Genomic DNA, 21011 nt, shown 5'->3' on the forward strand with positions numbered 1-21011 from the left:
TCGCCGTGACGCTTCAACAGCCTTCCTTGATTCACGCGTTCGCATGAATTTGTAGTAATGCGAGCATATTTCACACGAACGCGTGAAACGAAGGAGCAGCGATACCGAGTTTCGCAACACTCGAGAAGCTGGCGCGCTCCGCGGCCGCCACGCTCGGTCGGAAGCCCTTCCCCACGCGCAATGATTCGTTGCTTTACGCGTGGCGCGGCGCATGGTTCAATGGGTGCACGGCGGGAAGGCCGCCTGCCCCGATGAAAGGATGCCGCATGAGTGTTGGAGAGACGCTTGCCCGCATGCGCCGCGAGCGCAACCTCACGCAGGAGGACGTGGCGCGCAGGCTCTACGTCACCCGCCAAGCCGTCTCGCGCTGGGAGACCGGCGAGACCGAGCCGGGCGTGGACATGTGCAAGCTCATCGCCGCCACGTTCGACATGCCGCTCATGGAGCTGCTGGAGATGCCCGACGGAGACTACTGCCAAAGCTGCGGCATGCCGTTCTACCAGGAGGCCGACCACGGCAGCGAGGCAGGCGGCGGCCGTTCGCGCGACTTCTGCTCGATGTGCTACGAGGACGGCGCGTTCGTCCGCGACGAGACCATGGAGGAGCTCATCGAGGAGGCCGCCCCCCACATGGCCGCCGCCTGCCGCATATCGCGCGACGAGGCCGTGTCGTTCATGGGCGCGCTGCTTCCCCACCTCAAGCGCTGGGAGCAGGGGCAGGGCCGGTAGGGGCGGCGCAAGCGGGCCGCTCCCCCGTTGCGAGCGGCCTCACGGCGCGCATCTCACGGTAGCCGGCCGCAGGATCGGGCTCGTACTGCACGCGGGGGTGGTCGTCGTCCCAGGCATAGCCGATGACGGCCGGGTCGTAGCGGTCCATGGCGCGCTGCACGGACTCCATGGCGTCCACGAAGTCCTCCTCGCGGAAGGGCTCGCCCTGGAACGAGAGGTACGTGGCGGCGGGCAGGTCGACCACGTCGAAGCCGTTGGGCACGGGTCCCTCGAAGCCGGCGGGCATCTCCGCGCCCTGCACGTACACCGACGTGCCGGCGGGGCGGAAGCGCGGCGGCAGCCACAGGCTCACCGGCTCGCCGCCCAGCTGCTCCATGCTGGTGACAAGGCCCCACACCTGGCATCCCACCTCCTCGCCGTACGAGAAGTAGTCGTGCGCCGACACGCCGCGCTTCAGCACCACGCGGCGCGCCGGCTTCTCGATCGTCTGCACCAGCACGTTTCTCGCCGCGTTCGCAGGGGCGGGCACGTGGGCGCGGCGCAGCTCGTCGAACTTCACGCCGTAAGGCACGAACAGGCCTATGGGGACCGGGTCGGCCGCGTAGGCGCCGGGGTTGCAGCCGAACTCGCGGCGAAACGCCCGCTGGTAGCCGTCCACGCTGCCGAACCCCGACTCGAAGGCCACGTCGGCCACGCGCCGGCCCTCCTCGCGCAGCCGCGCGGCCGAATGCGTGAGGCGCATCCGGCGCTGGTAGTCGGCGGGGGTCATGCCCGTGAGCCGACGGAACAGCCGGTAGGAATGCCACGGCGAGAACAACGACACGGCAGCGAGGTCCTCAAGGGTCACCTCGTCCTCCACGTGCTCCTCAAGGTAGTCCTGCATCCGCTGCACTGCCTGCACCTGCTCGTTCACGCCGCACGCCCCTCTCCGCCGTTCGCTTTCCACCACCCGACGCCTGCACCCGTCCACTCTACCGGACGCACGCGCGGGCGCTCGACCGTTTTTGCCCTATTCCCACCGGAAGAACCGAACCGCCACCGCCGTGCACGCCACGACCACCGCTGCCAGCACGGCCAGCGTGAGCAGCCAGCCTCCGAGGAAGGCAGGCCATGATCCGCTCATCTGCATGCCGAACGCGAGCGTGGCGCGTGCGCGCTACCGCCCGAGGAAGCGCTCCCAGGCGGGCAGCTCCGCCTGCGCCTGCGCGCGGCCGCGCCGGAAGTTCGCCTGGAGCCTCGCCCGGTCGCGCTCGGTGTTGGCCACGCCCTGGTCGTTCGCGTAGAACACGTAGGCGCGGCCCTCCGCCTCCAGACGTGCGAGGCGGTCGAGCTCGGCGTTGTAACGACGCGCCCAGGTGTCCAGAGCCGCGCGCATGGCGGGACGCCGCCAGAAGAACACGTCGTAGAGGCGCTGGGGGCGCGTCCGGCGCCGGAAACCGCGAGGGCGCGTGCACACGACGAAGAAGCGCCGCAACCCGTCGGCTTCCGCGCGCGGAAGCATGATGCCGGCGCCGTCGCCGATGCCGCCATCGTACAGCGCCCGTCCGCCTATCCAGGTGGGAGGCAGGATGACAGGGTAGCTCGTGGAGGCGCGCACGCGCTCCATGAGCGCCCGCTCGTCGGGGAAGTCCCGGCGCGTGAAGTAAGCCGTGGCGCCGCTGTCGCGGTCGATGGCCTGCAGCGTGGCGCGCGCCGGGTTCGCCTGGAAGGCTGCGAAGTCGAACGGAAGCGCGTACCCGGGACGTGCGAGCGCATGGCCGTGCAGGGCCGCGCGCACGCCGTCCGCGCCCGCGAACGGCGCTATCCACCAGCGCAGCGACAGGTCGTCGAGCGATGCGGTGAACGACGCCTCCGCCCGCCGCACGTCGCGCGACAGGTAGTCGATCGTGTTCGTCGCCCCCGCGGAGAGCCCGTACACGTCGTCGAAGAACAGCCCGTTCTCCAACATGACCGCAAGCGCCCCGGCCGAGTACGAGTTCCGCATCCCGCCGCCCTCGAAGATGAGGGCAACGTCGCGCACCGTGCTCTCCATCGGGCCGCCCTCCCTTCTTCCCGTCGCCGGAACAGTGCCTGCGCGCCTCACAGCGCCGCGACCTCGCGGCGGAGCGCGGCGAGGTCGGGCGCCGGGCCCACGAGGCGGCGGTACAGGCGCTCCACCTGGCCGCGCAGCGCTATCTCGCGCGCCTCGCTCAGCACGAAGAACGACACGCGCAGGTACAGCTCGAGTTCTTGGGCGCTTTCCAGCTGCGCGGGGTCGGCCGAGGGGCGGGCCTGCCGCTCGTCCACGAGGGCGGCCAGCATGCCCTTCGTCACGCGCCGCATGCGCGCAAGGCTCTCCTTTCGGTCGCGGTACGCCCGGTACTGCGGCAGGAACAGCGCCGTGCACACGGCCAGCACCTCTGCGCACGCCGTGAACCACTCCGGCAGCGACCCGAGCTCCATGGCTCCTCCTTTTCGCAAGCTCTTTTTGAGCCACTATAGAAGCGCCTGCAAGATGGTACGCACTCACGGACGCATTCGTCACACCCCCGTGGTCACCGCAAGCCCGCAGGAGCCCACGCCGCCCTGCGTGCACGGCACAGATTCAGTGCGCGTTCGCTTCGTGCCGATGATAAGATGAATTGCGAAAACCCACGCGACAGCGAAGGAGCGCCATGCCCATGCCGAACTACGACGGCCGCGTGTTCGTATCACTCGAAAACACGGAGAACGGCGAAGTAGACGAACGGACGCGATTCGCCTATCACCAAAACGGCTTCAGCGTATAGGCCGATTATGCGGGCGGCGATATAGTGCGCGGCCACCTTGTGGGCACGACGGATGAAGATGGTCGCTTGCATTTCCTCTATCATCACCTGAATACCGCAGGAGAGCTGCGGGCAGGCGAATGCAACAGCATTCCGCAGAAGCTGCCCGACGGCCGCCTGCGGCTTCGCGAAACATGGCGTTGGCTCAATGGAGATTGCTCGGCTGGTACCTCGATCATCGAGGAGCAGGCGCCGGGCAATAGCGGAGTCGAACACGACGGCTAGAGACCGAGCAGGTCGCGGCTCGAGTGCGCAATGCGCTCCGCAAGGGTTTCGGGATCCTCGCGGCGCAGGCGGGCGATCTCGTCGAGGGCGCCTTCCAGCCGGCGGGCGAACTCCCCCGCCGGCACGGCCGGGCCGGCCTCGGGCGGCTCGTCGGTTTCCAGCAGCAAGCGGTCTCGCGGGATGGCCTGCGCGTAGGCGCGGCCGCGCTTCGAGGCCAGCATGTGCGGGCCCACGGAGAAGAAGCAGCCGAGCTTCGCGGCACGCTGCAGCTCGTCGGACGTGCCGGAGAACCAGTGGAAGAGGCAGGCGCCGCCGTCGAGGACGCCGTGGCGCTCGAGGACGTCGAGCACGGTTCCCGCCGAGCGCACGGCGTGGATCGAGAGCACCTTGCCGCCTTCCGCCGCGCAGGCTGCGGCGATACGGTCGAACGCCGCCACCTGCGCCCCGCGCGTCGCCACGTGCTTGGGGCTGAAGTCGAGTCCCACCTCGCCCACGTAGCGCGACGCGCCTGCGTTCGCGGCGGCGCGCTCGGCGGCCGCCTCGCCCGCCGGCCCTTCTTCCACCCACCAGGGATGCAGCCCCGCCCCCACGCGCACGTTGGGGCACGGCGCGAGCAGCCGCGCGGCCCGGTCGAAGCCCGCAGGCGTCACCGTCATCGAGAGCGCGACCGTCCCGCATGCCGCCAACCCGTCCGCAAGCGCGCGCGGATCGGCGTCGAAGTCCAGGTGGCAGTGCATATCGAACAGGCGATACCTCATGCGCGCCCAATCCCAGCCAGCGTGCAGATCACCTCGCCGGCGATCATCTGGCCCATGATGGGCGGCACGTACGACGCCGTGCCGAGGTTCGACCGCTCGCGGCGCGCGGCGCCCTCGCGCACGGGCACGTCCACCGGCTGCTCGCACGAGTACAGCACGCGCAGGCTCCGGATGCCGCGCTTGCGCCCCTCCTTGCGCATGATGCGGCAGAGCGGGCAGTTCACCGTGTCGTACACGTCCGCCACGCGGAAGCACTCGGGGCGCAGCTTGTTCGCCGCGCCCATGCTGCTGATCAGGCGAAGCCCGCGCTCGTCGGCGTACTGCGCGATGGCGAGCTTCGCCGATATCGTGTCGATGGCGTCCACCACGTAGTCCACGCCGCCGGCATGCGCGGCGATGAACGCCGGCACGTTCTCGGCCAGCAGGAACTCGTCGATCGCCTCCACCTGCGCCGCAGGGTTGATGTCGGCCACCATCGCGCGCGCCACGTCCACCTTCTTGTGCCCGATGGTGCTGTGGAACGCGATGGCCTGCCGGTTGATGTTGCTGGCCTGCACCACGTCGTGGTCGACCACGACCAGCCGGCCCACGCCGCCGCGCGCAAGCGCTTCCACGCAGTTCGAGCCCACGCCGCCCACGCCGAGCACCATGACGGTGGAATCCGCGAGCCGCGCCAGACCGTCGCGCCCCATGATCAGTTCGAGTTTCGAGGTGGCGGTGTCGCCGGTTGCCGTCATGCGCTTCCTTTCTGTCGGCGACCATGGTAGCACCGCAGGGTGGCCGACCGTCCGAAAAGCCGCCGAGAGCCCATCTTCGCCTCAAAAAAACGATTCAGCCACCGAGGCGCGAGTTTTATAGCGAAGATGCCTCCGCGGATTACGTCTGCGCGCCTATCCCCAAGCGCGCAAGGTCGGCGACGAAGCGCTCGACGGGCAGGCCGAGGCCCTCGAAGCCGGCCGCCTTACAGGGCATTCGCTCGTTCGCCAGGCGGCACAGCTCCGCCGGAAACGGATCGGCCGCCGCGTCGAGCGCGAGCGGGAGCGCCAGCAGCTTGTCCACCAGCACGTTCATGAACGCGACGGAACGCCGGCCGTGCGTGCGCGTGACCTCGGCCGCGCCGGCGAGGAACCGGTACGCCCCGATCGCGTCCTCGTCGAACCCCGAGGCGGCAAGCGAGGCGCGCAACGCTGCGAGCGCGACGGCCTCCCAATCGCGCCAATCCCCCGGCTGCATGCACGCGAAGGCCGCGAACCGGTTGCACGCGTTCGCCAGCAGCAGCACGTCGGCCCCGCCGAGCGCCACACGGTGCGCCTCCCAGCAGAAGAGCGGCTCCTCCGGCTCGCCGTAAGGCGGCCGCGCAAGCCGCAGATGCCGCTGCAACGGTATGGTGATGCCCAGCTGCACCGCTCCGCCTCCTCCTTTCCCGCAGCGCCTCAGCCGCGCTGCAGCCACGCTTCCCAGGCGTCGGCCTCGCGTTGGGCCTGGGCGTAGCCTTGGTCGTAGGAGCGGGACAGCTTCGCGTGATCCGTCTCCCGGTTCGATACCGGCATCTCGTCGGGGTGGAACACGCAGGCGGCGCCCTCGCGCTCCAGGCGGTCTACCTCGTCGCAGAGGGCGTTGTAGGGCCGCCAGCGCTCGATGGTGCGCTCGGCCACCTGCGGATGGGCCCGGAAGGCGGTGCGGAACAGCGCCGCCGCGGCCGGCCGCGGCGGCTTCTTGCGATAGCCGCGCGGCTGCGAGCGGATGATAAAGAACCGTTCGAACCCGTCGCGGCGCGCCGCGTCCAGCAGGATGCCCCGGCTCTCGCCCAGGCCGCCGTCCATGAACGTGCGCCCATCGATTACCGTAGGCGGCATGAACAGGGGCATGGTGGAGCTGGCCCGTACCCGCAGCATCATGTCGCGAAGCGTGGGGCAGTCGGCCTTCGTCCAGGCCACCGTCTCGCCGGTGTCCCAGTCGAAGCCCTCGATGTGCACGTCGGCGTCGCTGGCTGCGAACGTGTCGAAGTCGAACGCCATCACGGCGTCCGTTCCCGCCAGCTCCTCGGCAACGCCCTCGTACAGATACGGCGCGTTGAAGTAGCCATGCCCGCGCAGGAAGCTGCCAACACCGCCGAAGCGCGGGTCGCGCACGAGATCGACGAACGACGCCTTCGTGCGTGCGATGTCGCGCGACACGTAGTTCACCGCGTGGCTCGAGCCGGCGGAGATGCCGTACACGCGCCCGAAGTGCAGCTGGCGCTCCAGCAGCGTGACCATGGCGCCCGCCGTGTAGCTGGCGCGCATGCCGCCGCCCTCGATGACGAGCGCGACGTCGGATATGTTGGCCGTCAGGGTGCCCATGGGAGTATTATAGCCGTGCCGCGGGCTCTCCTGGGGGATGCGATACCGCGGCGTAGCCGAACGAGATGAGAGAGGAAACGCTACCATGGAGAAGCCGATTCTGTATTACTGGGCCCCGTGCCCCACCTGCTCCGTCCTGACCCATTTCGCCGAAGAGCACGGCATAGAGCTCGACAAGCGCGACGTGGAGCAGGAGGCCCCCTACCAGGAGCTCCTCGAGCTGGGCGGCAACGCCGACCTCATCCCCTACCTGTGGGACGGCGAGCGACTCGTCAACGGCAACGACGAGTGCCTGGCGTACCTGCGCGAGAAGTACCTTTAGGCAGCGGGCGAACCCGAGCAGGGGCGCCCCCGCAGCGATCTCTCGCGCAGGGCGCCCTCGTTCCCGCCGCTCACCGGGTTACGGCAACCGCGGCGCTGCCCGAGCTTTGGGTCGCCGAGCTTTGGGTCGAACTGGAGGACGAGCCGCCCGAATTCGGCTGCGTGGCGGAATCGTGCGAGCCGCTGCCGGACTGCCCGCTGCCGCCCGACCCGCTGCTGTCGCCCGTGCTGCCGCTGCCGGAGCCGTCCGACGAGCCCGACGAGCCCGAAGAGTCGCCCGAGGAACCCGACGAGCCCGAAGACCCCGAACCGCCCGATGCCCCTTGATCTCCGCCCGACGACGAGTTGTCGCCCGACGAGCCCGAGGACCCGTTCGGCGCCGTGTCCTTCGAAGGGTCGGTCGTGGAGGAATCGTTCGAGCCCGACGACGTTCCCTTGTCCGCCGGCTCATCCGAAGCATCCCCGCTTCCCGAGGAGTCCGACTTCTGGGCCTGCGATGACGAGGGGATGAGGGGCTGCGTCTTCGCGCCCACGCCCTGCCCGGTGGTGACGAGGTCGATGACGAGGGCGGACAGCGCGACGGCCACGATAGCGGACGCGATGGACACCGCCACCACACGTCGCTGCAGCTTCTTCCTGTGTTCGCGGCGCTCGCGCGCCCGCTGCACCGTGGGGTCGTCGCGCAGGCCGGCATCGTCGGCGCGCGGCGTGCGCGAGCGCCGCGCCGCCTCGCGCGACTCGATGGAGTCCTGCGGCGAGAGGCGCGCCGTCTTCTCCGACTGCGGGAGGGTTGCCGTCCTCCCCGCCGATCCGGCAGCATGCCGGGCGGCGGTCCACCCCGACGGGTCCGGCCCTTCCGCCCCCGCATCGTCCGAGGCGCCCTTTGCGGGAGGCACGTAGCCGGTCTCGCCCGGCTTCAGCTCGCGCAGCTTCTCGGCCGACGCGGTGAAGAACTTCTTGTACAGCTGCGATGCCACCGCCGACACGACGGAGCCCACGCCCACGCCGATCACGGAGCCGTAGATGCCTATTTGCGAGGCCAGCAGCATGGAGGTGACGGCCGCCAGCGCACCGGCTACGACCTGCGCCACCGACAGGTCGTCGAACAGCCTGCCCCTCTTCGCCTTCCCGCCGCCCGCATCTCGCGCCATGCCGCAACCTCCTGTTCGCCTCGCGTCCGTTCCGGGGCCCTCACCCCATCCGAACATACCGCACGCCTGTGGAACCCTCGCGCACTCCATCCAATCGTTATCAGCACGCCACAGAACATGCACCGCTTTCGCTTGTCCTCAGCTGGCAAAGGCGCGCGACTGGTATCATGCGAAAGGCGGGAGGGGTACTGCTCGGCCCGCGTAGAATCGCAACCTAGGGAAAGGAAAGCACATGGAAGCAAGCTTGCTCGAATGGACGCTCGTGTCGGAATGCCCTATCCCCCAGGATGTGGCGAACGTGCTCGTGCAGGGCGAGCAGCCCATCGCCGCGTACAAGACGCTGCGGGATTCGGCCATCTTCACCACGAAGCGCTTGATCGTGCGCGACGCCCAGGGTATGACGGGCAAGAAGGTGGAAATCTACTCGCTGCCGTGGAAGTCCGTGGACATGTGGTCGTCGGAGACGGCCGGGCACCTCGACCTCAACACCGAGATGGAGTTCTGGACACGTGCGGGCCACATCAAGGTCAACCTGAAGAAGGGCCTCGATATCCATCGGCTCGACAACATCATTTCCCACTGCGTGCTGGGGCTGTAGGCGCCGCCCCAGCAAGCCGCCCCCCGACGGTGCCTAAAACGGGTCCACGTAGAGCCGCATGCCGTCGGGCAGGCGGACGAGGCCCGCCCGCTGGAGGACGTCGGCGAACGGCGTGTCCAGCACGGGCCGGCCGTTGAACGATTCCACCACCACCTTCTTGCGGGAGCCCTCCGCCCCGTCGCGCCGCACCGCACGCGCCGCGTGGGCGACGAGGGCGCGAGCGGCCTCTTCGAGCGCCACCTCGTCCGCGGTGAAGGCCAACACGGAGCGCAGGCCCGCCGCGGCGTAGAGCACCGGCACGCCGTCGCGCATGGCCACGAGGCTCCCCGGCCGGCGCGCGGGGCGCGCAACCGAGGGCATGCCGTCAGGCGAGGCAGAGGAAGCGGCGCCGGAAGGAGCCGTAGGCGCGGTAGCATCGCCGCTAGCAGGGGCTTCAGATGCAGGAGCATCGCCGCCCGAGAGGGGCGGCCACGGCAGGCCGGCTCCGAACAGGCACGCAGGGTCGTCGGCCGCCAGCACCACGCATCCTCCGGCACCGGAGCGGCCGTCCCGCGCATCCCCTTCGGCCGCATAGGTGCGCAGCAGGTCCACCGTCTCGCGGGCGGCGAACTGCGCCGGGCCGAGGCCCTTCACGAACATGCCGCGCAGAAGGTCGCCGGCGTCCTCCATCGACCGCAGCACCGGCATGAGGGCGCCCAGGCCGCCGGGTACGCCGGAGAGCAGGGCCACGTCGCGCGCGAGCACGCCGTAACGGTCGAGGATCGACTCCACCAGCGCCACGGCGCGCACGGTATCGTTCTCCGGCGACGGCGCGAGCAGCGACCAACGGCCCGAGAGCGCCGCGCCTGCGGAGCCGACACCCACCACGGAGGCGCGCTCCGCGGCCTCGGCCCGCAGCCCGCCGGCCGCAGCGCCGCGGTAGCGCGAGCGCCGGCTGCCTGCGCGGCGCTTCGGCGCGGGGCGCGGACGCGTGCCCGAGGCCGCCGCCTCGGCCGCGCGCACCGGCGCGAACGTGTCGTTCGTGGCGCGCCCGCTCCACACCAGCTCCTGCAGCGCCGCGGCGATGGACGCCTCGTCGACGCGCTCGGGCTCCATCCGGCGCCGCACCGCATCGGCTATCTGGCGGAAGAACAGCCCGTAGCCGCTGGCGAGCGCCTCCACGACGGCCTCCTCCACCGACGGGCGCACGGCCGGCTCCACGTCCTCCGCTCCGGCCAACGCCGCATCGGCCTGCACGGGCGCGAGCGGCGAATCCGTGGGGTAGAAGGCCACGAGCGCAGGCGCCGCGGCAGCCTTCCCCGCCTTGCGCGCCCGCGGGCCCCCGTCCGCCGGCGGGGCGCCGTCCTCGCGGCGTCTCGCCGCCCACACCACCTCGCCTGCGGCGACGAGCTCGTCGAGCATCGAAGGCCGGTAGTCGCGCACCCGGCTGGGGAACACGTGGCCCTCCCAAGCCGCGGCCGGCAGGAACACGCCCTCGAACTGGGAGATGACCTGGGCTACCCCTTCCGTCCCCTCGAGCGTTCCCCCGCCCGTGCCCGCTCCCTGAAGATCCAGCACGTAGCGCGCATAGGCGCTCGCAGGCACCGCGCGCACGGCGGCGCGCGCCTTCGCGAGCGAGCGCGAGCGCAGGCGGCGGAACACCTCCGCCGACACCCAAGTGCGCTCGGCCCCCGTGATCGCAGCCACGGCCCCGACGCCCGCAGGCCCCGGCCCGTCCGCGCAGCCGAACCGGCCCTGCACGACCTTGCCGGCCGCGACTAGGCGGCGCAGGCTCTCGCGCGCCACCGAAGGCCCGATGCCGAGGCGTGCCGCCACCTCCGCCTCCCCGAAGGGACCGTGCGTGCGGGCGTAGCGCGCGACGAGGCCGTCCAGCGGTCCCGGGCCGTCGCCCGCGTCCGGCACCTCGAGGAACGCTGCGGGAACCCACGCGGGCGCCTCCGTCCCCAGCGCCTCGTGCAGGCGCCCCGCATCCTCCACGGCCGCCCAGCGCTCCACGCCGCCTATCATGGCCGGGAAGGCGCGCTTCGCGTCGCGCAGCTCCTCCAGCAGGGTGCGGGCCTCGGCAGGGGTGGCAGAACGCGAAGGCGTGGGAGCGGCTGCCGCGCCTTCGCAGGTTTCAGCTGGCGAGGCGTTTGAGTCTTCGGCCGCGGCGTCCCATGGGCGCTCCCGCCCGGCGAGGCGGCCGGAAGCATCGGCATCGCACTCGTCTTCTTGCCCGGGTCCAGGCGATCCCCCCGGCGCCTCCAGCCGCGCGGCCACCTCTTCCGCCGTGAGCGGGCCCAGCACGCGCAGCAGGTCGGCCGCGCCCTCCGCGCCGCGGGCGCGCCGGTCGGGCGCCAGGCGCTGCAGCTGCGCCTCTACCTGGGCCACCACCTGCGGGTCCAGCAGCTCGCCCAGGTCGGCCGAGCCCAAGAGCTCGCCCAAGAGCGCCGGGTCCAGCGACAGCAGCGACGCCTGGCGCTCCGCGTGCGGCAGGTCGCCCTGGTACAGGTGCTCGCCCACGTAGCCGAACAGGAGCGGGCCGGCGAAGGGCGACGGGATGCTCGTCTGCGCCTCCACCATGCGCACGGTGCCCTCCGCAAGCCCCTCCATGAGCTCGTGGAGCGCATCCAGGTCGTACACATCCTGCAGGCACTCGCGCGCCGTCTCCAGCAGTATCGGGAAGTCGCGCTCGCCGCGTGCCGCCTCCAGCAACTGGCCCGCCTTGAGGCGCTGCTGCCACAAGGGGGCGCGCTTGCCCGGCTGCGTGGGCGACATGAGCAGGGCGCGCGCCGCGCACTCGCGGAACCGCGCGGCGAAGAGCGCCGTCTTGTCCACCCGGTCGCGTACGATGCGCACGAGCTCGTCGGGGTCGAACGCGAACAGCTCCGCCCCCGGCAGGCGCGTCTCGGTCATGGGCACGCGCAGCAGAATGCCGTCGTCGGCGGCCATGGCCTGCGGATCGAAGCCGAGCGTGCGCTCCACGCGATCCTGCACCGCCATGGCCCACGGCTCGTGCACCTGCCGGCCGTAGGGCGAATGCAGCATGACGCGCCAGTCGCCCGTCTCGTCCTCGCAGCGCTCCACCACGAGCGTCTTATCGTCCGGCACGACGCCGGTAGCCTCGCGCTGCGCGCACACGAGCGCGGCCAGGTTGTTCTGCGCGTCCTCGTCGAGGCCTGCAGCCGTCAGCCGCTCGCGCAGGGCGGGGTCGAGGCGCGAAGCCGCATCGGCGAGCAAGTCCGCGCCGGCTGCAGCCGCACCCGCCGCCCCTGCGAGCGCCTTGTCCGCCCCGGCGGCGGCTCCGTCCCCAAGTTCCCCGCCCCCGGCCCCCTCGTCCAGGCCGGCGGCCACGGCGCGCAAAAACGCCCCGCGCGCACGCCCGGTCTCGGCGGGGCGGCCCACGCCCTCGCCGTGCCAGAACGGCAAACGCGCAGAGCGGCCCGGCGCGGGTTCCACAATGACGCGGTCGCGCGTGATCTCGCTGATGCGCCACGAGCTGGTGCCCAGCGCGATGATGTCGCCCACGCGCGACTCGTACACCATCTCCTCGTCCAGCTCGCCCACGCGGCGACGGCCCTCGTTGCCGTCGCCCTCGGGCAGCACCACCGAGAACATGCCGCGGTCGGGGATCGTGCCCGCCGCCGTCACGGCCAGCCGCTGGGCGGCGGGCCGCGGCGAGAGCTCCCCGCTCTCGCGGTCCCACACGATGCGCGGCGCGAACTCGGCCAGGTCGGCCGAGGCATAGCGCCCGGACAGCATGTCCAGCACCCCGTCGAACGCGCGACGCGGCAGCTCCGAGAACGGCGCCGCCCGGCGCACCGTGGCGTACCAGCCGTCGGCGGTGGCGCCGCCCATGGCCACGGCGGCCACCGTCTGCTGCGCCAGCACGTCCAGCGGGTTGCGCACGAGCGCGGTGGCCTCGATGGCGCCGGCGCGCATGCCCTCGGCCACCACGGCCGCGTCGATGACCTCCGTGCGCGTGCGCGGATAGATGGAGCCTGTCGACCGGCCGCCCACCTGGTGGTTCGCGCGCCCGATGCGCTGCAAGCCGCTCGCCACCGACGTCGGGGCGGCCACCTGCAGCACGAGGTCGATCGACCCCATGTCAATGCCCAGCTCGAGCGAGGACGTGGCCACCACGCAGGGCAGCTCCCCGGCCTTCAGCTCGCGCTCCACCTGCAGGCGCTTCTCCTTCGACACCGAGCCGTGGTGGGCCTTCGCGATGATCTCGGGCGCGCCCTGCGCGAGCTCGCTCGTGGACCCCAGGTCCGAGCGCAGGTGCGACGACGGCCCGCCGTCCGCCTGGCCGCCGGGCGCCATGAGGCCCTCGCGCTTCGCGTACAGCTCGTTCAGCCGCGCGGTGAGCTTCTCGCACAGCCCGCGCGAGTTCACGAACACGATGGTGGTGCGGTGCGCCAGCACCTCGTCAAGGATGGACGCCTCGATGAGCGGCCAAATGGACGACGTGCCCGCACGGCTGTCGGGCGTGGCTCCCCGGGGCTTGTCGCCGGCCATGAGCGAGCGCAGCGCCCGGTCGGACTTCCACGCCTCCTCGGCCGGCGCGCGGCGCGGCCCGCCGCCCCGGCCGGCGCGCAGCCCGCCGGCGTCGGCGCCGGGGAAGGCCGGGATGGCCGTCATGTCGCGCACGGGCACCACCACGCGCACGTCCAGGTCGGGCCGCCCCTCAGCAGCGATCACGCGCACGGGGTGCGGCCCGCCCAGGAAGCGCGCCACCTCCTCGCGTGGGCGAACCGTGGCCGAGAGCCCGATGCGCTGCGCCGGGCGTTCCAGCAGGTCGTCCAACCGCTCCAAGCTAAGCGCCAGGTGCGCGCCGCGCTTGTTGCCGGCGAGCGCGTGCACCTCGTCCACGATGACGGTCTCCACGCCGCGCAGCACCTCGCGCGCCTTGGACGTGAGCATGAGGTAAAGCGACTCGGGCGTGGTGATGAGGATGTCCGGCGGGTTGCGCTGGATGGCCCGGCGCTGGTCGGGCGTGGTGTCGCCGGTGCGCATGCCCGTGCGCACGGCCGGCGCGGGGGCGCCTTCGTCGGCGAGCCGCCGCGCGATGCCCGCGAGCGGCGCCTGCAGGTTGCGCTCCACATCCGCCCCGAGCGCCTTGAGCGGCGACACGTACAGCACGCGCACGCCCCGCGGCGGCTTCGTGGCAGCGGGGCGCGCCTTCTCTCGCATGAGCGCGTCGAGCGCGAACAGGAACGCTGCCAGCGTCTTGCCCGACCCGGTGGGCGCGATGACGAGCGCGCTCTCGCCGCCCTCCACCGCCTCCCAAGCCTGCTCCTGCACGGGCGTGGGGCCAGCCGGAAACGCGTCGAGGAACCACCCGCGCACGGCTTCGGAGAACCGCATGAGGGCGTCCGGAGACGGGCGGGCCCCATCGTCCGCACCCGCTGCAGCGGCGCCCGCGGCCTCGTCCTCGGCACGGTTCCCATCGTCCATGGCAGCCCGTCGCCCCCTTCCGGCTATCGTCGTACGGTCCTGCCCATCTTACCGCATATGCACCGTGCGAGGCGCCCGGCCGCCCCGGCCGTTGCGAAACCTTAGGACGCGCCCAAACGCCTACTGCAGAAGCGAGGTGGGGGGGGCGGCATCCACCCCCCCCCCGACGTGCGCCCGCGCAGCCATACCCGCATCTCGCAGCCAGGCCCGCAGCGCAGCCGCAGCCGACGCGTTCTCCGCAGAACACTCCCTACACAGCGATCTCGAAGCCCTCCGCGTCCAGCTCCGGCGCGCCCTCGGCCCGGCGGCGCTCAACCAGGCGCCGCGCGGCGGGGATGGACGCCAGCAGCGCGAGCCCCATGACCACGCTCGCCGCGATCACCATGATCCACACCGGCGCGAACGACAGGTACGCATCGAACATCACGCCCGACAACACCGCGCCCACGGCCGCGCCCAACAGCTCGAACGCCGTCACGATGCCCGTGACCGTGCCCAGATCCTTCTTGCCGTACTCCTTCACCACCATGATGGGCGGCGCCACCGTGCCCATGCACGTGGCGAACCCGAAGAACAGGCAGGCAAGAATAGGGCCCCAGTCCGTTGCCGGGAACAGCAGCATGACGCCGGCCAAAACCGACGTGATCGTGCCCAGGATGGTGCCCATGCGCATGCCCCAGCGGTCGTAGATGGCGCCGAGCGCCACCTTCGCCACGATGACCACGGCCAGGTAGAACGACCACACCGAGCCCGCCCACAGGGTGGAGTGCCCGCCGGTCACCACCTCGGTGCCGCCCACGGTCACGCTCGTCATGTTGGCGATGGAGTTCGTGATGATGCACCCGTTCGTGATGCCCATGGCCACGAACCCCACCACCAAAAGCCAGAACGCGGCGCTCTTGCGCAGCGGCTTCCATCCCACCGACACCGTGACGGGCGCATCGGGCGAGCGGTCGGCCTTGGCCTGCTCGGTCTGCCCGGCACCGTAGGGCTCGAGGCCCTTCTCGCTCGGGCGCGTGCGGAACGCCGCCACCGCCAGCGGCAGGGCCGCCACGAGGCACACCACGGCCAGCAGCAGGAACGCCGCGCGCCAGCCGGACGCCTCGATCATCGCGCTCGTGGCCGGCGAGAGTATCACGCCGCCGATGCCCGACCCCGAAAGCGCGATGGACACGGCCAGCCCGCGCTTCAGCGTGAACCAGTTCGAGATGATCACCGACACCAGAAGGCGCGTGCCGGCCACCACCACCATGCCCGCCACCACGCACAGCGCGTACAGCTGCCACACGGCGGTGATCTGCGACAATCCCACGAGCACCACCGAGCTCGTGAGCACCGTGACCGCCCCCAGCACCCGCGCGGAGCACTTGTCCGTGAGCTTGCCGATGACAAGCGACGCGAACACCGCCACCACGGTGGTGATGGACACGCCCGTGTTGAACTGCCCCACCGTGAGGCCCAGGTCCTCCACGATGTGCGTCTGGAACAGCGGGATGCAGTTCACGAACACCGTGTAGCAGGTGGCCATGATCAGCAGGCCGCCGATGACGATCCACCACCCGTAGAAGAACTTCCCCTGTTTACGCCCCTGATCGGCCATGGTTCCTCATTTCCCCAACTGGTCGAGATGCCGTATGAACTCCACGTAGAACCCCACCCCGCGCTTGAAGCTGTCCACGTCCAGGTTCTCGTCCTGGCCGTGGATGCGGGCTCGCTGGTCGCCCTTGAACAGGAAGCCTGCGAAGCGGTACGTGCGCGGGCAGACGCGCGCGAAGTGGCGCGCGTCGCTGCAGCTGGACTGCACGTAGGGCGCGATACCGGCCTCGGGGTACACGGCGTTTATCGCGCGGCGCAGGTAGTCGAAGGCGGCGTCGCCCTCGAACGGCGACACGGGCGACGGCTCGCTCACCTCGAAGGTCGAGAACTCCGTGCGGCCGTCGAAGCGCTCCTCGATGCGCGCGAGGGCCGCCGCCACGCCCTCGCCGGGGTCCACGCGCACGTTCACCGTGGCCTTGGCCTGCTTGGGGATGATGTTGTGCGCCGGCGCCCCCGCGAGCTGCGTGAGCGCGTAGGTGGTGCGCACCATGGCCGCCGTCTCGGGGTTGCCCTTCATGATGCGCACCACCAGGCGGCGGAAGAGCCAGAGGTTGCCGAACACGATGCGCAGCGCGAAGCTGCCGTGCGAGGCCAGCTCCCGCAGCATGGCCGCCACCGGGGCCGACAGCGCCGCGCGCGGCGGGTTCTTCTGCAGCGCGTCCAGCCCCGACACGAGCTTCGCCGTGGCGTCCTGGAGCGTGGGCGTGGCCGCATGGCCGCCGTCGGCGTTCGTGGTTATGCTCGCGTTGAACACGCCCTTCTCGGACACGCCCACCACGGCGAACGGGATGTCCACGCCGAGCGGCGGGTTGTCGATGACCGCGCCGCCCTCGTCCACCACCATGTACGGCACGCGCCCGATGCGCTGCAGGTGCTCCACCATGTGGGGCGCCGTGTCGCCGCCGTCCTCCTCGGTGTTCGACGAGAAGAAGTACACGTCGCGCGGGGGCGTGAACCCCTCGGCTATCAGGCGCTCGGCAGCCTCCATGAGGCCGGCCCACACGCACTTCGTGTCCACCGCGCCGCGCGCGTAGATGCGGCCGTCGTCGATGTCCGCCGCGAACGGCTCGTGCGTCCAGCCCACGGGGTCTGCGTCCACCACGTCGTGATGCGCCATGAGCACGATGGGCGCGAGCTCGCAGTTGGCGCCCTTCCACAGAAGCGAGATGCCGCGGCCGTCGATCAGCTCCAGCTCGCAGGCTTCGAACACGGCCGGGTACAGCCGGCGCAGCGCGGGCACGAACCCGTCGAAGGCCGTGCGGTCGGCATCGGGGTTGCGCAGGTCCCACACCGTGGGGATGCGCAGCAACGCGCGGAAGCGCTCGACCGCGGCGTCGTCGCCCGCCGCCGCGGACGGCGGCAGCGGATCGGGCACGGGCGTTGGCTTGAGTCGGGCGGCGTTCGCCACGAGGACGACCGCCAAGACGGCGACCGCCGCCGCCAGAACGATGAGAACAACCATGGAACCCCCTCCTTGGACGCCCGGCTCGTGCAGGCGGCCGACAGCCCCGCCCCCTGCGGCAAGCGCAGGGGGCGGGGGCGATGCCTTGTGCTGCCGGCCATTATACGCCCTGCGCAGACGGTTGCCCGGCTACTCCTTGTCTCTCAGTTCCCTTAGCCTTCGGAAAAACGTCGAGACGCTGATACCGAGCTGCGCTGCGGCCTCTTCGGCGCTCGCCTCGCGCGCCTCATACGAGGCTATCGTTTCGCGTAGCACCAGCTCATCGATCGGCTTGCGCTTACGACCATGATAGGCGCCTCGCTCGGCAGCAGCCTGCACGCCCGAAACACGAGCCTTTTCCCGGTAGCGGTAGGCCTTCTCGTACAGGGGCAAGAGCACTCCATGCAGCGCCGCCCGACCTTCAGCGGAGACGTCCTCGCCATCCAAAACAAGTCCGTCACCTCGGCACAGCGCAACGAGCAGCACCCTGAGAGCCTGCTCGGAGCTCACCGCACGCCCGATCGATCCCGATACGTCGACGCAAGCCGCGCCGCCGTCTTCGCGAGCCTCTCGAACGTAAAGACCGTCTCCGATGTAGCGTGTATCCGTCCTGATAAGCCACTCGATTTTGTCAAGGTACTCCATATCCAATGCATCGAGAAGCCGCCAGAGATCTTCGCGATTCTCCGAAGGAGCCCGCTCGCTCACGAATGTCGGAGTCAGGTTTTCGCGAACATATTCTTCCTTGCGCAACGAGAGATCGAATCCCGGAACGCCCTGGAAATCCGGCGGTTGCAGCAAGTCGATAACCGCCCAATTGGGCACAAAGACGTATCGGAACGTCTCGTCCTCGCGCACCGTGCACGCTATCGTTCCCACGTCATAAACCAAGCCTCCCGGCCCGTCCAGACTTATCGTGCCCTTCGTCGTTTTTTCCTTCATACCTTCCTCCCCGCAAGCGCCGCATAGGACGTTTCGAGAATGAGCTCAAGACGCGCTTCGATGATATGGTTGTAAAAGTCTCTTCGGCGATCGCTTATACCCGGCACCGATGCTATCAGCCGATGGATCGAGCTGCGGTCAACCCGCCCCAAGACGCTCTGCAAAGCGCGATTGCACTCGTCGAATTCCAGACTCGCTATAACGTCGTAATACGAGCTTTTCCGACCTCGCAGTCGAATTTGGCTTGTGGGGAACCGGTACACCCGTTTGGCCGTCTCATCTTCCGAATCCATGATGTGCGCCATCTCGTCCTCGTCGACAAGGCTGGGAAAGAGGCACGACCCGTTGTCGAAAACGGGCGCGAGCGAATAAGCGCCGCCTTGCTTGATAAACCCCCAATTCGAGCCATGGCGGTCGAAGTTGCCAACCAAGGCATCGACGACGAACATCTCCCAAAACATGCTTATGGTTCCGGATACGTCGGTGAGCTTGGAGTTGTCGCGGAGCATCTGCATGATGTCGGCATATTCGTACTGGTACCGCTCCTTGTCCTGATCGAGCGTGCTCTCACCCACCTCGTTGAAGGGGACGAACTGCTCCCCGATCCCAACGAAACTCTTGCAGGCAACCACCTCCTCACCCGCGAACGTACCGAGGAAAGTTTTCTGCACATCGAACCCGAGCAATTCGAAAATATGAGATCCAAGGTATTCCGAAACATGGTTGAACCGTGCGCCGAACGGCGTTCTTTTTCGGAACTTTATCATGTACTCGCTAAACGTTCCATCCCCATTGGGAACGCGGACAGACTCCTTGCGCTCTGACCCGCCGTAGTTTATTGCGCCACGTTCGAATTGGGAGAAGTCGATTATGTCCAGAGCGCTCATAGGCAATCACTCTCATTAATGTTAGATTTACTATTTGATAGTATACTATGAGGAAGAGAGACTATCAAAATTAATTTCTATTGTTAATGATAGTAATCGGCGGCGTGAAAGGCGCGCGACAACCTTCGACCTCCTTACGGCAGCGCCACCAGCAGGCCCAGAACCACCACGGCAATGCCGCTCAACAGGTTCACGGCGTCGTTCGTGACCCAGGCGTAACCGGACACCAGCGTGTAGCCTGCTGCCCCGCGCGCGGGCGCGGCCTCCACGAGCGCCCCGTCGGCGGCGAGGGCCGCGGCGCCGGCGCCGGACAGTGACCCGGCCTCGACGGCCGCGCCGGGGCCGCCGCCGTCGCCGGCCGGGCCGCCCGCGCCCGAGCCGCCCGGCACGCGGTACTTCGCCTGCAGCAGCACGCCCAGGTAGCTGTCCACCACCGAGCCCACGATGCCGCATGCGATGACGAACAGGAACGCTGTCGGCCCCGCAGGCACCGCGAAGCCGAACGCATGGAACAGCAGCATGGCCAAGAACCCCGAGCTCACGGCGCCCACGGCCGTGGCCGCCAGCCCAAGGGGGCTCACGCCGCCCGAAAGGCCGCGCTGCATAGGCTCGCGCGTGACTATGTTCACCGGCGGCTTGCGGCTGTACATGCCCACCTCGGACGCCCACGTGTCAGCCGTGCTCGCGGCCAGCGCACCGGCCGACACGATGAGGAACCATGCCTCGCCGGTGGCCGCGTACGCCAGCGCGCACGCGAGAAACGGCACGCTGTTCGCCAGCACCTGGCGCAGCTTGCGCGGGCCGCCGCCCTTCTCGGCCGGATGCGCCCCGCGCACCCGCCGTATGAGCTTCGAAGCCACGTTCGAGCTGCCGAAGAACCACATGAGCAGAAGCCACAGCGGCCAGCCGCCGAACACGAAGGCGAGCACGCCCACGACCACGGCTCCCAGCGTCCCCGGCACGGTGAGCAGCCCGAGCCGCAACGCGGCCAGCGCCACAGCGCCGGACAGGAGCAAGCCCGCAAGCGCCGGCGTGAAGGGGCTCGCGGGCAGGAACAGCACCGCGTACAGCCCCGTCACGCCCAACGGCACGCTCAGGTTGTCGAGCCCCGCCGGCGACACAGCCTCCAGCGCCGTAGCGGCAACGGCCAGCCCCAACGCGGCGAGCACGGACGCCGCCGCAACGCCCGGCGTCAGGCCCGCGCCCGCCGCCGGGCCCGCCGCGAACCATGGCACCGCGCCCTCCCAGCCCGCCGCGGCAGCCGCCAACAGCACGCCTGCGCACGAGACGAAGCTCACCCCCAGCATGGCGGCGCTGCCCGCAAGCGACTTCCCGTCGCCCGCGCCCGGCAGCGGGCGGCTACCGAAGCGCCTGCCCAGCACGGCTGCAAGGCCGTCGCCGAACGCCATGCAGAACACGCCGAGCGCGCCTGCGTACGGTGCGCCCAGGCCGAACGAGAACAGCGCGAGCAATGTGAGCGACACGGCGTAGTACACGGTTCCCGGCGTGTCCTCCCCCTCGCCGCGCGCCGTGAAGGCGAGCTTCTGCCTGCGCCAGGCCAGCGCGTTCACCACGATGAACGCGGCCGGCAGCGCAGCCGCCCACCAGGGCGAGGTGAAGGACAGGGCCGCGACCACCCACCAGCCGCCCAGCGCTATGTGCACGAGCTTGCGCGTACCCTCCTCGCCCATCCCGCGCCGTGCGAGCAGGCTCGAAGCCGCCAGCACCGCCAAGACGTACACGAGGGACAGCCCCATCCCCACGGCGTTCTGCATGACC

At 70.0% G+C, this 21011-nt stretch carries 18 protein-coding genes; 4 read left to right on the plus strand and 14 right to left on the minus strand.

Annotated elements, in window-relative coordinates:
• Window positions 1–266 precede the first annotated feature (266 nt).
• A complete protein-coding gene (locus BN3560_RS03805) occupies window positions 267–728 on the plus strand; it encodes a zinc ribbon domain-containing protein (protein WP_096227061.1) in 462 nt (153 codons plus the stop codon).
• Here BN3560_RS03805 and BN3560_RS03810 read toward each other — a convergent pair.
• The 3 genes from BN3560_RS03810 to BN3560_RS03820 form a co-directional block, all read right to left on the minus strand.
• Window positions 697–1641, minus strand: a complete 945-nt coding sequence (locus BN3560_RS03810; RefSeq protein WP_172623277.1) for a helix-turn-helix transcriptional regulator — start codon at window positions 1639–1641, stop codon at window positions 697–699. The genes BN3560_RS03805 and BN3560_RS03810 overlap by 32 nt on opposite strands.
• 243 nt (window positions 1642–1884) lie before the next feature.
• Window positions 1885–2760 carry a patatin-like phospholipase family protein gene (locus BN3560_RS03815; RefSeq protein ID WP_096227062.1) on the minus strand — a complete coding sequence of 292 codons (876 nt, stop codon included), beginning with the start codon at window positions 2758–2760 and terminating at the stop codon, window positions 1885–1887.
• Window positions 2761–2807: 47 nt separating this feature from the next.
• Entirely contained in the window at window positions 2808–3170 is a 363-nt protein-coding gene (locus BN3560_RS03820) for a transcriptional regulator (protein WP_087190303.1), read from the minus strand.
• Window positions 3171–3562: 392 nt separating this feature from the next.
• Between BN3560_RS03820 and BN3560_RS14660 the strand changes: the two genes are divergently transcribed.
• Window positions 3563–3760 (plus strand): hypothetical protein, encoded by a 198-nt coding sequence (locus tag BN3560_RS14660; RefSeq protein WP_227153712.1) that lies wholly within the window; start codon window positions 3563–3565, stop codon window positions 3758–3760.
• On the opposite strand, the gene BN3560_RS03830 is transcribed toward BN3560_RS14660, so the two are convergent.
• From BN3560_RS03830 to BN3560_RS03845, 4 genes are all read right to left on the minus strand, one after another.
• Entirely contained in the window at window positions 3757–4518 is a 762-nt protein-coding gene (locus BN3560_RS03830) for a TatD family hydrolase (protein ID WP_096227063.1), read from the minus strand. The genes BN3560_RS14660 and BN3560_RS03830 overlap by 4 nt on opposite strands.
• Window positions 4515–5255 carry a tRNA threonylcarbamoyladenosine dehydratase gene (locus tag BN3560_RS03835; protein WP_096227064.1) on the minus strand — a complete coding sequence of 247 codons (741 nt, stop codon included), beginning with the start codon at window positions 5253–5255 and terminating at the stop codon, window positions 4515–4517. The genes BN3560_RS03830 and BN3560_RS03835 overlap by 4 nt, the downstream gene beginning before the upstream one ends.
• Before the next feature lie 139 nt (window positions 5256–5394).
• Window positions 5395–5922, minus strand: a complete 528-nt coding sequence (locus BN3560_RS03840; protein ID WP_096227065.1) for a DUF6933 domain-containing protein — start codon at window positions 5920–5922, stop codon at window positions 5395–5397.
• A 29-nt stretch (window positions 5923–5951) separates the two neighbouring features.
• The gene (locus tag BN3560_RS03845; protein ID WP_096227066.1) at window positions 5952–6860 is read right to left on the minus strand and encodes a patatin-like phospholipase family protein; all 909 of its coding nucleotides are present in this window, start codon (window positions 6858–6860) and stop codon (window positions 5952–5954) included.
• Between the two features lie 85 nt (window positions 6861–6945).
• Here BN3560_RS03845 and BN3560_RS03850 point away from each other — a divergent pair, with 85 nt between their 5' ends.
• Entirely contained in the window at window positions 6946–7182 is a 237-nt protein-coding gene (locus BN3560_RS03850) for a glutathione S-transferase N-terminal domain-containing protein (protein WP_087190298.1), read from the plus strand.
• A 70-nt stretch (window positions 7183–7252) separates the two neighbouring features.
• On the opposite strand, the gene BN3560_RS03855 is transcribed toward BN3560_RS03850, so the two are convergent.
• Window positions 7253–8332: a hypothetical protein gene (locus BN3560_RS03855; RefSeq protein ID WP_096227067.1), complete on the minus strand. Its 1080-nt coding sequence runs from the start codon at window positions 8330–8332 to the stop codon at window positions 7253–7255.
• A 232-nt stretch (window positions 8333–8564) separates the two neighbouring features.
• Between BN3560_RS03855 and BN3560_RS03860 the strand changes: the two genes are divergently transcribed.
• Window positions 8565–8930, plus strand: coding sequence for a PH domain-containing protein (locus BN3560_RS03860; protein WP_096227068.1), 366 nt, complete (start codon window positions 8565–8567; stop codon window positions 8928–8930).
• Between the two features lie 33 nt (window positions 8931–8963).
• On the opposite strand, the gene BN3560_RS03865 is transcribed toward BN3560_RS03860, so the two are convergent.
• The 6 genes from BN3560_RS03865 to BN3560_RS03890 form a co-directional block, all read right to left on the minus strand.
• Entirely contained in the window at window positions 8964–14366 is a 5403-nt protein-coding gene (locus tag BN3560_RS03865; protein ID WP_147611930.1) for a DEAD/DEAH box helicase, read from the minus strand.
• Window positions 14367–14616: 250 nt separating this feature from the next.
• Window positions 14617–15966, minus strand: coding sequence for an MFS transporter (locus BN3560_RS03870; RefSeq protein ID WP_096227069.1), 1350 nt, complete (start codon window positions 15964–15966; stop codon window positions 14617–14619).
• A 6-nt stretch (window positions 15967–15972) separates the two neighbouring features.
• Window positions 15973–17424 (minus strand): M20/M25/M40 family metallo-hydrolase, encoded by a 1452-nt coding sequence (locus BN3560_RS03875; protein WP_096227070.1) that lies wholly within the window; start codon window positions 17422–17424, stop codon window positions 15973–15975.
• Between the two features lie 129 nt (window positions 17425–17553).
• Window positions 17554–18345, minus strand: coding sequence for a hypothetical protein (locus tag BN3560_RS03880; RefSeq protein ID WP_096227071.1), 792 nt, complete (start codon window positions 18343–18345; stop codon window positions 17554–17556).
• The gene (locus tag BN3560_RS03885) at window positions 18342–19232 is read right to left on the minus strand and encodes a HipA domain-containing protein (RefSeq protein ID WP_227153710.1); all 891 of its coding nucleotides are present in this window, start codon (window positions 19230–19232) and stop codon (window positions 18342–18344) included. Before BN3560_RS03885 ends, BN3560_RS03880 begins: the two co-directional genes overlap by 4 nt.
• Window positions 19233–19366: 134 nt before the next feature.
• A complete protein-coding gene (locus tag BN3560_RS03890; protein ID WP_096227072.1) occupies window positions 19367–21007 on the minus strand; it encodes a DUF92 domain-containing protein in 1641 nt (546 codons plus the stop codon).
• Window positions 21008–21011: the final 4 nt, after the last annotated feature.

The sequence above is a fragment of the Gordonibacter urolithinfaciens genome (assembly GCF_900199375.1).
Classification (GTDB): Bacteria; Actinomycetota; Coriobacteriia; order Coriobacteriales; family Eggerthellaceae; genus Gordonibacter; species Gordonibacter urolithinfaciens.